The sequence below is a fragment of the Ruminiclostridium herbifermentans genome (assembly GCF_005473905.2).
GTDB classification, from domain to species: domain Bacteria; phylum Bacillota; class Clostridia; order Acetivibrionales; family DSM-1351; genus Ruminiclostridium; species Ruminiclostridium herbifermentans.
The window spans coordinates 3,455,606-3,470,432 of the sequence record NZ_CP061336.1 but is presented as its reverse complement, the minus strand read 5'-3'; the positions used below and the strand labels follow the sequence as shown (position 1 = coordinate 3,470,432).

The window sequence follows — 14,827 nt, the reverse complement described above, 5'->3', positions numbered from 1 at the left end:
TCTGTAACCTCTTTTATCATCTCAATAATTTTACTAATTTTAATGCACCTTTAAACAATGTCTTCATTACCATTTGAAAATATCAGTCATCTTTAAATTTCCTGTACTGTCAGCCTTTAAGGTATAACACCAACTATATTTATTGTTGACATAGTTTTTTCCAGAGTATTTAATTGCGATTTCTTCCAAAACATATGCTCTGTATTGCTGGTTTACGTAGTCGTAATCAATTGCATAAATCTCATAATTAATGAGCTTTTCCTTTGTATTTTTATTATAAAGGTAAGGAACTAGCTTTTTTTGTGAATTATACAGATTACTTCCCTTCAGCAGACAGCTTTCTACTTTTGAAAATTTGTTGCTGTTTATAGCTTCAATCAGATTTTTTTCATAGAAATCTATAACACTTTCTATAGATTTAACAGTATCAGTAGTAATACCATAGGATATTACGTTTATTTTCTTTGATAATATTACTTTATCAAAGGAATTCCAAAAGGCTCCTTTTGTGTCAATTATACTTGTTAATTGGCCATATGGAATTTCAAATTCAATAAAACCAGCTGCATAGCTAGAAATATCATAAGGATAATAATATACTTTTAAAGAGTCTTTTCCTATAATGAAAGGTTGCTCTGCTGAAACCTCTACCTTATCAACAAAGTAGCTAATTTCTCCAGATATATCCCCAATTCTTTTATTTAAGGCAAATTGGTTATTTACAATGGAGGAAAGCTTTTCTGAATATTTACTATTAGCCTTAAACAAATCTTTCAGTTGGTAAAATGCTCCGGTGTTAGTGTCGATATATAGATATTTTTTTGAAGGCATACCATGTGCAGCACCAATAGGATACCAATAACCTGATTTTTCTATAATAAGCAAGTCTTTATTTTTTTCAAGGTTATATTTTATAGAAATGTCTTCATAATATTCTTCATCTAGGTACTCTGCATTATCATAGGTAGTACTCTTTATTTCAACTGGGTCACCCTCATAGCCATCAAGGAAGAATTTCTTTAATCTTTCATTAACGGTTTCCTGAATGGCAGTATCTTTCATACCTTTTACTTCAGGATACTCAATATACGTAAGATAGTCTCTTCTGTACTTGTGTTTGCTTACACTTATATTATTGCTAAGAGGTACTGTATCATTTTTTTGCCATATAATATTACCTTCATTGTCAAAATATATTAAACCACCATCAACCTGGGCTTTGATGATATCTCCAATAAATTCCATATAACCAATGCCTTTAAGCTGTGGAAGATTCTCTACAATATTTCCTTCTTTATCAATGAAAAGGGTAGTGGCATTTTGATTTGCAATTGCATATTTACCTACAAACTCTGAAATATTGTTGAACTGGTAGTCAGTTAGCAATTCACCTTTAATATTCATTAGTGCTTTAGGGGCATAGTAATTACTAAACAAGTCAAAGTTTTTTGCAACAGCGTATAAACCCTGTCCTAGATATAAAATTTCAGAATACTCAGGTTTTACAACGTATTCACCCTTTTTATTTATCAAGCCATAGCGCTGTCCATATTCTCCATGAGAAATACTTATTATAGCATACCCGTCCTTGAAGGGTTCTGCTGATTTATATTGTGGTTTTATAGAAACTGTACCATTAAATAACTTATATCCATACTTGCTGCTTTTTTCATCGTAATAAACAGTAAGTCCCTCAGAAGAACTATAATTATTATAACTTTTTATATTTTCTAGAACCTTACCATTTTTATCTATGACAGAATATGTATCAGCATTTAGCTGAACTATAGCTTTTCCATTTTTAAAGGGTTCCACGCTATAGTATTTTGCAGGCAAAACTATTTTGCCTTTTAAGTCCATAAAGCCATAGCAGTTTTTTGACGAATCATAAAAGCTTAATAGGTTTTCTGAATAATTATCAAGAGGATATTTGCTCTGTAAGATAACTTTACCTGTTTCATCAACAACAAATGAGGTTGCTTTATCAGTTACAATTATAGCTAAACCATTTGTAAATACAGGTGTATATGAGGTAAATGGGCCTGAAACAACCTCACCTGATTTGTTAATAAAATAAACATCCCCATAATCAAATTCATTATTAGTATTGTTTTTGACAATTGCTATTCCTTTGTCATTGAACTCTGTAGCAAAGTCATATGTAGGCTTAATCACAAATAGACCAGTTTGATCTATATAGCCCCATTTATCGCCAGTACTGGTTGTTTCAACAGCTGGCAAGAGCGTTATTTCTTCTGCTCCTGTATTAATATTAAAGCTTGTAAAAAATATAACTAACAACAACAAAAAGGTAATAGTTTTTTTCATAAATGCAACTCTCCTATATACTTTGCTAAAATTAAGTAGAGATAGACTTTTAATAATCAAAAGTCCACTACTCTATATATACAAGTATATACTAGATGAAAGAAAAAAGTGGTTACAATTTAGAAATACTTTTTTGATTTCTGTTATACCCAGCATCACCATAAGGATGAAGCTTATAAAGCCACTTTCTTTCAAGCTGCTATAATTCATATTGCTTGTCAAAGAAAGCATCTATCTTTTCTAATATCTAAAAGGTAACGTTGCTTTTTATTAGGTAATATAACGAATGCTTAAACAGGTTTATATTCTACAAGCTTTGACCACATATCTTTTTCTTTTATAAAAAGTTCACTTATGCGTTTTTCAACCTTTTCAATTTCTGAAAATTTCTTGCGCAGACAGTGGTTAAAGAAAATATTTTTAACCAGCATCCACTTTTTAATCATTTCATCAGCAATTTGAATAAGTTCATCAGAAAGTTCTTGGCTGATAATACCGCTATCTCTTAATTTTCTAAAGAAAATGATATTTCCCTTCATCCTGTTAGATATTTTTCCGAATTCATATGTATAGTGATGGACGTTAGTAATCTCTGTAAGAGGACGCTCCTCGTCTAGAACATGTTTTCTTTCTAGAAAAAATTCTAATCTATGTATCAACCTTTCAGAATCTGCTTTAATATTATCTAAGTCTAAGACATAGGGCTTAAGATCATTATTTTTAAATGTAATAATTCTATAATCTTCATAATCTTCCTTAAACTCTGAATGAAAAGCCTGTATAACATTTTGAGTAGGAATTTTCCGTAAGTCATAGTTTAAACTGACATCATCTTCAAAGGCATAAAATACATCTTCTTCCTCATCAAATCCAATAACAAATGCAAAATGATTAGAGTGTATTCTGTTATAATATGTACAGTCCTTATTCCAGTAGAATAAATCAACATATAAGGTTACATACGGATTATTAATAATTATATTCTTTAGTTCCGGAAGGAAATTTTCTTTATTGAAAAAATTATATCTGTTAAAAACAAAAATGTTATCTCCAAAAAAATCATAATATTCTTTGGTGTAATCTAAACGGAAAGGACTGATATGATACTCATAACTATTCGAATAAACTAGTGGCACATAGCTGGGGTGTTCCTTTTGAAGAATTGAAGTAAACATATTTGTAATGCAATTTCCCCAAAATTCATTGTAGGGAACTATTTCATTTACATGCCTCATAAAATAACCTCCAATATAAATTATTAAGACATCACTAATTTAAAAGAAATGTTAAGACCTGAAAGATGAGTTTAATCCTAAGCACATTATAAGCTTAATAAATTACATAAACAATACAATTTAGTAAGCATTTTATTAAAATTTCAAATATTACTAATATTTATCGTGGACAATTTAATGATGTTTTTTTACTGATGAAAAAAGAGGTTACATACCAATATGGTCAAATGAATGCGTAGAACTTTGGTTTTTTCTTTATTTTAATCTTTTAGAAAGCAATGTACTAGACAGAAATATTTTAAAAAGTTAAGCGCAATATTAAAGATAAAGTATGATAAAGCAGATAATCATTTTGACTTATTGAATTCTGAGGTTAATCTTAAAAAGGCATGCAGGAACGCTAAAAAGTTATATAAAGATAGTTTATATAAAAAATTTTACGCAGATAAATCGCCTTGTACAAGCACTTTTTGTTTATAGAAGAACTTGAGAACTATTTAGGTATTAGTCTATGTTAATAAATTATCTTTCGCATCTATTAACTATAAACTTATTAAAATAAACAAAACTATCGGCTTATATCATTTTATATATAGCCGATAGTAATTGTCTTGAAAACTACACTATATGAAAACATAAAACTTTATTTTAATTGATAGTGTAATCAAAATAACCCAACTAACCCAGCTAACAACACAATCACAGCAAATATCATTCTATAATATACAAAAACCTTCATAGGTTTCTTTTTTAGATAATTAATAAACTTGCTAATTACAGCTAATGCTACTAAAAACGAAACAATAAACCCAACAATTAGAGAAGTCATTTCTAGAGGAGTAAGAGTAGCAAAGCCGCCCATTTTAACTATCTTCAGAAAACTCATGCCCACCATTACAGGTATTGCTAAAAAGAAGGAGAATTCAGCTGCAACAACAGTTGAAAGACCTGATACCCAACCTCCTATAATAGTTGAAGCTGAGCGAGACATGCCCGGAATTATTGCCAAACATTGAAATGCACCAACAATCAAAGCTTGCTTAGGTGTAACACTTAATTCCTGCTTTACAAGATTGTTGTTTCTGAATTTGTTTTCTGCGTATAGCATCCATATAGCTCCTAAAAACAGAGTAATTGCAACAGGTAAGGGCTTGAATAAGTACTCTTCAGCTATATCATCAAGTAACACTCCAAATATTCCACCGGGAATACAAGCAATAAAAATCATAAACCAGAATTTGAAACCAGATTTTGAATAACCAACCTTATGTGGGAAGAAATTTACAAGTGTATCTTTAATCTTGCTCCAGTATAAAATTATAACAGCTAATATAGCACCAAGCTGAATAACATAAGTATACATCTCAACATAGTTTGAACTTATAGTTTTAAAACCTAATAAATTCTCAAAAATTACTAGATGTCCAGTTGAAGAAACTGGTAAAAATTCGGTAACTCCTTCAACGATACCTAATATAATTGATTTTAAAATAAACAATATACTATCCATACTAACCTCCACGCCGGATTAAGGCACTAAATTTGATAAAGATATGGTGGAGGTATGCGTCTTTTGACTACTACTTCCACATTCTTTTTAGCTAATGGCCTTTTCTTTATATTCTAAGATAAGCATATTTCATATAATAACATATATTACAATGATATTTGAAATAATTTTTACAAGCTGTATTTATTGCTGATATTTCCAAATTATTTTTACGTGTATAACATGAGTTTGTCTGAGTTTTGGGAAATAAATAATATATAGCTAATATGTATGTATGAAAAAATCTAGGTGAAATATGCTACAAAAATATGTTTAAATTTATAGTAGACACAAGTGTGATACTAACTGTAAAATTAGATGTGACTAGCTCGAAAATTTGATTTGTGCAAACATGGTGCATTTTCGAGCGTCAAAAACCCACGTGTGGGTTTTTAGCAGTGTGATGTGTAGAATTTAAAATGCATGTGAGCATACTAAAAATTTAAATTATACTTAAAGTGTATGGCTAAAGTATCAAATTTTTAGCTACATGATATAAGCTCGAAATTATGATTTGTGCAAACATGGTGCATTTTCGAGCAGCAAAAACCCACGTGTGGTTTTTTAGCAGTGTGATGGGTAGAATTTAAAATGCATGTGAGCATACTAAAAATTTAAATTATACTTAAAGTGTATGGCTAAAGTATCAAATTTTTAGCTACATGATATAAGCTCGAAATTATGATTTGTGCAAACATGGTGCATTTTCGAGCGTCAAAAACCCACGTGTGGGTTTTTAGCAGTGTGATGTGTAGAATTTAAAATGCATGTAAGCATACTAAAAATTTAAATTATTCTTAAAGTGTATGGCTAAAGTATCAAATTTTTAGCTACATGATATAAGCTCGAAATTATGATTTGTGCAAACATGGTGCATTTTCGAGCAGCAAAAACCCACGTGTGGGTTTTTAGCAGTGTGATGGGTAGAATATAAAATGCATGTGAGCATACTAAAATTTTAAATTATACTTAAAGTGTATGGCTAAAGTATCAAATTTTTAGCTACATGATATAAGCTCGAAATTATAATTTGTGCAAACATGATGCATTTTCGAGCAGCAAAAACCCACGTGTGGGTTTTCAATATGTAAAAAAGTATTTAAACTTTAAAATTTTAAAATAATAAATATAGGATGTGTTAATGTGAGACTTAGAAGAAAACCATGGGCAAGGCCCGAATTAGCAGCTTGCCATTTCTTTATTTCTGACCCTCCTAAATACAAGGGTAGATGGCAGGAACTTTTTAATAATAACAATCCAATTCATTTAGAACTTGGGTGTGGTAAAGGTGTATTTATTTCTGAAATGGGTGCTGCTAATCAGCATATAAATTATATTGCTGTAGATATAAAAAGTGAAGTTTTAGCCCTTGCAAAGCGTAAAATTGTAAAGAAATATGATGAAGCAGGTATTACTTCTGTTAACAATATAAAGCTTATGTCACATAATATAGAATTGATTGATAATATGCTTGACAGCACTGATGATATAGAAAGAATATATATTAATTTTTGTAACCCATGGCCTAAAAGGGCACACAATAAGAAAAGGCTTACCCATAGCAAACAGCTTGTTAAATATAAGACATTTCTCAAGGATGGTGGAGAAATTTGGTTTAAAACTGATAATGATGAACTCTTCCAGCATTCAATAAAATATTTTGAAGAAAATGGGTTTATAATAAAGTATATAACTGAGGATTTACATGCAAGCGGATTTGAGGGAAGCATTCCTACAGAGCATGAAATAATGTTTACTGAGCAGGGAATACCAACAAAATTCCTAATAGCGTTGCTAAACAAATAAAAGCTCTGTGAAAAAAATTAATTGCATTATGTTCGTGCAAAGATATCGAGTAGCTTTCAAACTCAAACTATCGTCCAATATCATCGGATGTTTAGCTGATAGCAATGATTTCGCAAAGCAGTAGTATATAAATCTTAACTATAAAGGAAGAATTCATATGGGATTTTATGAACAGATATCGCAGTATTACGACTATATATTTCCAACAGGGAATGAGCAGGTTAGATTTATAAAAGAGGTTGCTGGAAAACCGCCTAAAACTATATTGGATATTGCTTGCGGAACAGGAGGATATTCTCTTGAATTGGCAAAGCAGGGCTATGAACTTACGGCATCAGATATAGACGCTGAGATGGTTCGACAGCTGCGGATTAAATCAGAGACAGTTGGAAAGCCTATTGAGTCAATACAGGCAAATATGCTGGACTTAGAAAGTAAAATATTCTGTAAATTTGATGTAGTCTTTTGCATTGGAAATTCTATTGTGCATCTGAAAAATTTGGAGCAAATAAAAAGCTTTATATGCAGTACACATAATTTATTAAATACTGGCGGAAGCTTGATTCTACAGATAATTAACTTTGATAGAGTTTTATTAAAGAATATAAAAAGCTTGCCTACCATTACTGACGAAAGTATTGGACTTACCTTTGAGAGAAACTACAGCTATAATAAGCAGCAGCATTCAATATATTTTAATACAAAATTAACAGTTGATAATAAATCCTTTGAAAATGAAATACCTCTATATCCGCTGCTTGAAGAAGAATTGCTGCAAGCAGTAACTGATGCTGGTTTTAAAAATGTTAATCTCTTTGGAGATTTTGCAGGAAATGCTTTTGATAAATATAATTCATTTATGTTGGTTTTATGGGCTAGGTGATATTTGGTATTTACTTTACTTTTATAAATGCCAAATCACGTAGTTGCTGATAGTTTTATTTAAAGAGATGTTGTTAAATATATATAAAATATAGAATCGGAACACAATAACTAAAGTCAATTAGGGTTCGCTACCCAATTCAATTTGAAATGCTTGAGGTTTAGAACAAGTTTTTTCGCATACCATATACCACAAAGCATACTGCATTTGTACTTGGTATGATACTTACAGCTATATTCAAAAGCTATGTAGGTACTTGTTCTTCACCTGCTATGTGCTATTTAAGTGGGAAGTTGATTATTCACAGAATTAAAAAAAGGAAAGGAATGTATTAAGATGAGTAGGATAGGCCAGGAAATTAACAAATTAAGGATACAAAAAGGCATATCTCCAAAGCAGCTTGCTAAGAAATTAGGTGTATCTGAGGGATTTGTTCTTGACATAGAATCAGGTAGAAAAATTGTTAGTGATGATATGATAGGTAGGTTTTCAAAGGCATTAGATTTTGAACTTGGTCCAATTGGACTATTTGCTTCAGATGATATTGCTCCGTCAAAGGACGAGGACACAGGGAGAGTTCCCCATGCCACTGTTGGTATAAAGCCAAAAGTTGCTGTAAGTACTACTCAAAAATCTGGTTCTCAACAACCTATACAAGAAGTATGGGATGATGCTTTTGGCAATATTCTTAAAACTGTTCCTATATATGACTACAAAATGGATAGAGTAATAGACAAAAAACTTTTACCAATTGAAAAAAATAAGGTTGAGGGATTTACCAAGGAAAAGGTTTTTTATCTTAATATAGAAGATAGTGATATGTCTGGTTTTAGAATTCATAAAGGAGATAGAGCCTTTTCAGTTTTGGTAAGTGAAATAGATAAAGACGGTATTTATTTTGTTGAGTATAATGGGTTAAGAGCTGTAAGGCAGGTCAAGAGAATTCAGGCTGATAAGCTGCTTCTGATTTACAACAAAGGAAACCTAATAACCGAGACTATAAGCATAAAAGAAATAAAGGTAATAGCAAAATTGATAAAACTGGAAATTGAACTTTAGTTGCTAATTGTAATTGTCATGGGGATTAGATTATGAATGGTGAAGCGTACATTTCGTGCAGTTATCAATCTTTTCTTATTTTTGAGTATTCCTTTTGTACCAATATGGTGCATTTTACATCCACAAAACCGCAAGTGATTTTGCAGTATGGTGTGAGCTAAAAAAGAAAGCGTGGAGGGTATGTATGCATAAGATAATCAAATCACGTTCTAAAAATAGAGGCTTACCACCTGGAAGCTTGGTCTACATAGGCGATAAAAAAAGAGATAAAACCTTAATATCTCTAATTGAATACGATGAAGAGTTCTTTGAACAAAGAGAACTAAAGCTGGATGATTTATCTGAATTGGATTACAATAGGAAAACTGTTAAATGGATAAATGTTGAAGGACTTTATCAGATTGATATTCTTTCTAGAATTGGTGAAGTATTTGATATACACCCTCTTGCAATGGAAGATATTTTGAATACCGATCACAGACCTAAAATAGAATATTACGACAAATATATGTATATTTCAGCTAAAATGCTATTTTATAATTCTAAGGATAATGAATTTAATATTGAGCAGATTAGCTTTATTTTGGGCAGCAATTATATCATTTCCTTTTCTGAAAGAGACATTGATGTGTTTGAGCCTGTTATAAAAAGATTGCAGCAGGGTATGATTCGTGAAAGAAAACTAAGTGCAGACTATTTGTTGTACTGTTTATTGGACATAATTGTTGATGATTACTTTAATGTATTAGAATGTATCAGCGAGACAATAGAAGCAGCAGAGGATGATATGATTAACCATACATCAGATAAAACGCTTATAACAATAAATAAATTAAAAAGACAGGTATTGTTTATGCATAAAGGTGTATGGCCCTTAAGAGATGTTCTGTCTTCTCTCGGAAGAGGAGATAGCCATTTGATAAAGGAAGCTACAGAAATATATATCAGGGATTTATATGAGCATGTAGTACAGGTTATGGATACAACTGAAACACTTAGGGATATTCTGTCTGGAATGATGGATGTATATCTTTCTAGCACAAGCAATAGGATGAATGAAATCATGAAGGTTTTGACCATAATCTCAACAGTATTCATGCCACTTTCCTTTATTGTTGGAGTATATGGAATGAATATCCCCAATATGCCTGAACTGAGTTGGAGATGGATGTATCCAGCTTTATGGCTAGTTATGCTGTCAATTGCAGGCACAATGTTATATTATTTTAAGAAAAAAAAGTGGTGGTAATTTCTAAGTTTCTATACTCAGCGGGGATTGGAGAAATACAATGCTTTCTATATAATGATGAATTATTACAATAAATAGTAATAGTAGCAATATATACAATTTCGAACCTAGGTTAGATTTTGATACTATAAAATTTAATAAGATGCTATAAATAGTAAGTGAAGAACAAGTATTTTAGCCTGCAGCGAAAGTTAAGGAGTTGTGAGTAATTAATCAAGACAGGATTCCTTGTGTTATATGGTCGGCATAATTGCTTGTTCTTCAACACGATTATTTCAGCGTCTATTAGTTATACTGAATGGGTGGATACTTATTTAAGCAGTTGACTGTTGAATGATCTGTTTTTTGTGTTACAACTGCTACTTATTCATTGTGTTTGAGGTTCACTGATTTTGATTCCTTCTTTTTGTTTGTTTTTCTGAAATTTCATTTTGATTTTTGCAACAATTAACGTAATAACTGGTAAACCTATTTGAAAAGGGAAAGCATAATATGTGTAATATTTTCTAAGCCATTCAAACATTTCCATAGTACTGTTATAAACAAGAATTGAGATACACATCATCAAAAATCCCAATGGTGCTATCAGATAATTTTTATTATCAATATCAAGCACCGTAGCAACACCAACAGAGGTAGCTAAAAGACAAGAACTAATTCTAACATATGCTCCCAAAATAAATACAATTGACACTACTACTTCTATTCTTTGAATAAAAACACCAATATTTATTACTTCTACTGCAAGTATTGCAGGAAAAAATGTATCATTAATAATATTTGAACCTAACACAAGTATATTTCTCATCAAAACCAATAGTAGTATTATACTTCCAATTATTGCACTAATAAAAAAAACTTTAAAGGTCTTTTTGTTATCATTTAGAGTGTTAAAAATCGCTGTATATATTACCACCTCAAGAAATGGAAAGGACAAAAACGAAACTGAGGTTGATATAACTGGTGATATTCCGTTATATAAAATTGGCTTTATATTTTCATAGTCTGCGTTAGTTAAGGAAAGACAAATTGCAACTACAAGGATGGCTAAAATAAATGGAGCAGTAAAAGACGCCCAACGTCCTAATACCTCAACTCCGGCTTTTGACATCCATATACACAATAAGCCAATTAAAAACACACTTACCGTTTGAGGAGTTTCAGGAAAAGCTACTATATTAACATATTCGGAATAATTACGTATTACCAATGATCCTAGATGAAATGTATACCAAATAAATAACAGAGATATTATTCTACCTGCTATTTTTCCAAATACTTCAACAAATATTTCATGTATATTTTTTCCTGGAAATGTTGTAAGTAATTTTGAGTAAACAAATAGTATTGGAATAGATACTATTGTTGTCAGTATAACAGATAACCACACGTCCTGCTTTGCTTGGATGTTTGTACCTACCAAAACAAAGCTGCCAGTAAAAAACATTATTATTATATATATTCCTTGTCTGATAGGGATTATTTCTTTTTTCATAATTATGTCCATACCAAATACTAGAATATCAAGATAATAAGATTTGGCATGGGCTTAGCACCACCTTTATATTCATTTTAATATTTTTTACTCCTCTAACCTAAAAATAAATGTAAGTATTTTAGCAATTGGCGTAGAGGGACTTGGTAATTTGATACCAAAGTTTATTAGTACTTCATTTATATATGCAAGTGAAATTAGAATTAAATATGTCCAAAATGCCTTCCATTTTTTTTCTCTGAATAAAGGAAGCAATTCAAAAATAATAAATAGAGCAACAGTTATGGTACAAAATATTAAAATTACTGGCATGATAACCTCCGATGTTTCATTTAATACCAAGTTATATTATTTGCTTAAGTTGTTACTTGACTGTTATTGACTTTTTAGTAAATCCACTGTTTATTATTTGAATTGACACATTAACATTAGATTCTATATTTTTGAAAGTGTAATCCCAATTATTTTCAACTTGTCTCCATAATTTGGGTAAATCACGTTGTACCTCTAGTGCAAAGCCAACGACATCCGCATTATATTCTAGCTGTGATTTTTTAATTACATTTTCAATAGATTCTTTTACCTTTTTTTCAGCATCTTCTTTTAATTTTAAGAAGTTCTTGCCACTCATATAATTTTCATTTGTTGCATTTTCAGCAATTGCTGCCTCTATTTTAACATCTATATCTATTGTCAGTTTATTATCAATGTATCTTGGCTTAACTTTTGTCTTAGATTTAAATATTTCCAAGGCTATCTCGGAGGTAGTAGAGTTATCTTCATTAATTGTAATAACTCCTCCCATTATTTTGTCTAATATAAGAAGCTGAGCTTGGGATTCTTCTTCATCAAAATATCCAACCAGCTTGTCGGACTTAAAAATAGCGGTACTTGTAAGTTGGGCTGTTTTTTTGCCAAGATTCTCCTTAAGTTCAATTGCAGGCAATATACCATCAACCGAAACTATATAGCTTAGTAGCTGATATGTCATAATATTGTGGAACTTTCCTGCTATTTTTTGTCCGTGTATCATATTATGAATACAATCTGAACTGGTTTGGGATATGAGCATATCCTGCATTAACACTTCTCTTGCAGTATTTTCCTTAGATATTACTAAATTCAATTCACTTCGTATTTCGGAATCTCTATATATGAAATCTATTATGGGAGTAATTCCTTCTCTAGCTATTTGCTCACTAATTATTGCGATATTTGCATGTGGCCAATAAAGCTTTTTACCACCTAGATTGATTGCATTTCTTATTGCGTCAAAGATTGTTTTACCCTTTAATTCAATAAACTTTGTAGTTTGCTTTGCTTCCTTTCCTGACATTTCAAAATCAAGCACTTCAACTGTAACAAGATACTTACCTTCCCGTTCACTTTTATCAATAGCAAAGCCTGTTACCAGTAATGAGTTTTCAATATCTTTATAATTCCAGCAGCCACAAGATAGTATTGAATTTATAACTATTATTAGCACTAGTAATATAATAAATTTCTTTGAAAATATTGCTTTTTTCATTTCTTTTTACCCCCAGAATTATTCCTGACAAGATTGTCCGGAGCTATAAATTCAGAACGGTATTTCAAAAAATTCCAAGGTGCTCTGATTACTGTATCCTTCATATCGTTTAATCTGAAATTTGTTATACTGAGCATATAAGGAATACCAAAAGAACGCAATTGCAATAAGTGTATTAACAGCGCTGATATTCCGAATAAGTATCCATACAATCCAATTGTTGCTGAAAGTGCTATTAGTATAAATCTTAATAGAATAGCGGGGCCTTTAATCTTTGGAGTAGTCAACCCTGTAACAGCAGTTAGTGCTACAACAATTACTACAGGTGCACTTACTATTCTGGCATCAACAGCTGCTGAGCCTAAAACCAAACCGCCAACCACGCTTACTGCTGTTCCGGAAAATGATGGCATACGTACACCTGTCTCTCTTAGCAATTCAAATACAATTAAAAGCATTACCATTTCCAAAACTGTTGGGAATGGTACCCCTTGCCTTGCTGCTATAATACTTCTAACAAATACTGTTGGTATCATTTCCTGATGAAAGGTTGTTATGGCAATATATAATGCAGGTGCACTTATTGTTATAAAAAAGCTGAGTATTCTTAAGAGTCTATTTATTGAAGCATAATAAAAATTAAGGTAATAATCCTCACTTGTTTGAAAATATTCAATGAATACATAGGGCAAAGTCAATACAAAGGGGGTGCCATCTACAAATATTGCAATGCGCCCTTCTAGTAATTTTGTGGCTATAACATCAGGTCTCTCAGTCCCCCCAATTGTTTTAAAAGGAGAATATGGATAGTCCTTAATGAATTCTACAATAATTCCTGAACCGGTAATTCCATCAATATCTATTTTATCCAGCCTTTTATTAAGTTCATCTAAAATTTTCTTATTAGCGATACCGTCCAAGTAGCATATGCAAATCTTGGTTTTCGTTTGCTTACCTAAAACTTGCATTTTAAATTTTAATTTATTTGTTGCAAGTCTTCTTCTTATCATTGTAAGGTTCATAAGCAAAGATTCTGTAAATCCTTCCCTTGAACCACGCAATGACTTTTCTACCTCAGGCTCTGAGATGGCTCTAGTTTGCCAACCCTTTGAGTCAATGCTTACAACTTCAGATTCACCTTGTGCAAAAAGGACAGGATTTCCCCTTACTATTGAATCAATTATTTCATTTTCATCTGTTAATTTTTTTACGCTATTAGAGGATAATACATGATATATTATTGCATCCATTAAGTTTAATTTAGTATTAAATCCGGTATATGTTAATAAAGGCTTAATGATATTATCATTGAGCTGAGTACTGCTTACCATTCCGTCAGTAAACACAATGCTAAACTTTATATCTTTATTTTGAGCATTTTCAAAGGAACGAATAATCAAAGTATCATCATCTGCAAACTGCTCTTTAATATTTGAAATATTTTCTTCTAAAGATTTGCTTAAAATAAATAAATTATCAGTATTATTTTCATTTTTAGAATTATTTTTTGCTGTAATTTTATTTATTATCTTTTTAAACATCATTACCTCCATAGGTAAAAACTTTATTTTATACCTTAATCTCATTAAAAGTATTATTAACAATTATGAAAAATAAATACTTAGATTTTAAACGATAATAAATTTTAAAATATTTACTGAAATAACAACTTTAGTCAGGTAGCCCATTTTCTAA

At 30.9% G+C, this 14,827-nt stretch carries 11 protein-coding genes; 4 read left to right on the top strand and 7 right to left on the bottom strand.

The genetic code is table 11. From position 1 onward, the window contains the following. Positions 1–66: 66 nt before the first annotated feature. The 3 genes from EHE19_RS13940 to EHE19_RS13930 form a co-directional block, all read right to left on the bottom strand. Positions 67–2,328, bottom strand: a complete 2,262-nt coding sequence (locus EHE19_RS13940) for a WG repeat-containing protein (RefSeq protein ID WP_137696728.1) — start codon at positions 2,326–2,328, stop codon at positions 67–69. A gap of 290 nt (positions 2,329–2,618) precedes the next feature. After that, positions 2,619–3,563, bottom strand: coding sequence for a hypothetical protein (locus tag EHE19_RS13935; RefSeq protein ID WP_137696727.1), 945 nt, complete (start codon positions 3,561–3,563; stop codon positions 2,619–2,621). A 664-nt stretch (positions 3,564–4,227) separates the two neighbouring features. Further along, complete coding sequence (locus tag EHE19_RS13930) at positions 4,228–5,073, bottom strand: undecaprenyl-diphosphate phosphatase (RefSeq protein WP_137696726.1); 846 nt, start codon at positions 5,071–5,073, stop codon at positions 4,228–4,230. A gap of 1,182 nt (positions 5,074–6,255) precedes the next feature. Between EHE19_RS13930 and trmB the strand changes: the two genes are divergently transcribed. The 4 genes from trmB to corA all read left to right on the top strand — a co-directional run bounded on the left by trmB (position 6,256) and on the right by corA (position 10,109). Next, entirely contained in the window at positions 6,256–6,918 is a 663-nt protein-coding gene (gene trmB / locus EHE19_RS13925; protein WP_137696725.1) for a tRNA (guanosine(46)-N7)-methyltransferase TrmB, read from the top strand. A gap of 157 nt (positions 6,919–7,075) precedes the next feature. Beyond that, complete coding sequence (locus EHE19_RS13920) at positions 7,076–7,801, top strand: class I SAM-dependent methyltransferase (RefSeq protein WP_137696724.1); 726 nt, start codon at positions 7,076–7,078, stop codon at positions 7,799–7,801. 336 nt (positions 7,802–8,137) lie between these two features. Next, positions 8,138–8,860, top strand: coding sequence for a helix-turn-helix domain-containing protein (locus tag EHE19_RS13915; protein ID WP_137696723.1), 723 nt, complete (start codon positions 8,138–8,140; stop codon positions 8,858–8,860). A gap of 184 nt (positions 8,861–9,044) precedes the next feature. Beyond that, positions 9,045–10,109: a magnesium/cobalt transporter CorA gene (gene corA / locus EHE19_RS13910; RefSeq protein ID WP_137696722.1), complete on the top strand. Its 1,065-nt coding sequence runs from the start codon at positions 9,045–9,047 to the stop codon at positions 10,107–10,109. A 367-nt stretch (positions 10,110–10,476) separates the two neighbouring features. Here corA and EHE19_RS13905 read toward each other — a convergent pair whose 3' ends face one another. From EHE19_RS13905 to EHE19_RS13890, 4 genes are all read right to left on the bottom strand, one after another. Beyond that, entirely contained in the window at positions 10,477–11,604 is a 1,128-nt protein-coding gene (locus EHE19_RS13905; protein ID WP_171003516.1) for a GerAB/ArcD/ProY family transporter, read from the bottom strand. Between the two features lie 87 nt (positions 11,605–11,691). Further along, positions 11,692–11,916, bottom strand: coding sequence for a hypothetical protein (locus tag EHE19_RS13900; RefSeq protein WP_137696720.1), 225 nt, complete (start codon positions 11,914–11,916; stop codon positions 11,692–11,694). A gap of 52 nt (positions 11,917–11,968) precedes the next feature. Further along, on the bottom strand, positions 11,969–13,132 hold the full coding sequence (locus EHE19_RS13895; protein ID WP_137696719.1) for a Ger(x)C family spore germination protein: 1,164 nt from the start codon (positions 13,130–13,132) through the stop codon (positions 11,969–11,971). Continuing rightward, positions 13,129–14,673 (bottom strand): spore germination protein, encoded by a 1,545-nt coding sequence (locus EHE19_RS13890; protein ID WP_137696718.1) that lies wholly within the window; start codon positions 14,671–14,673, stop codon positions 13,129–13,131. Before EHE19_RS13890 ends, EHE19_RS13895 begins: the two co-directional genes overlap by 4 nt. Positions 14,674–14,827: the final 154 nt, after the last annotated feature.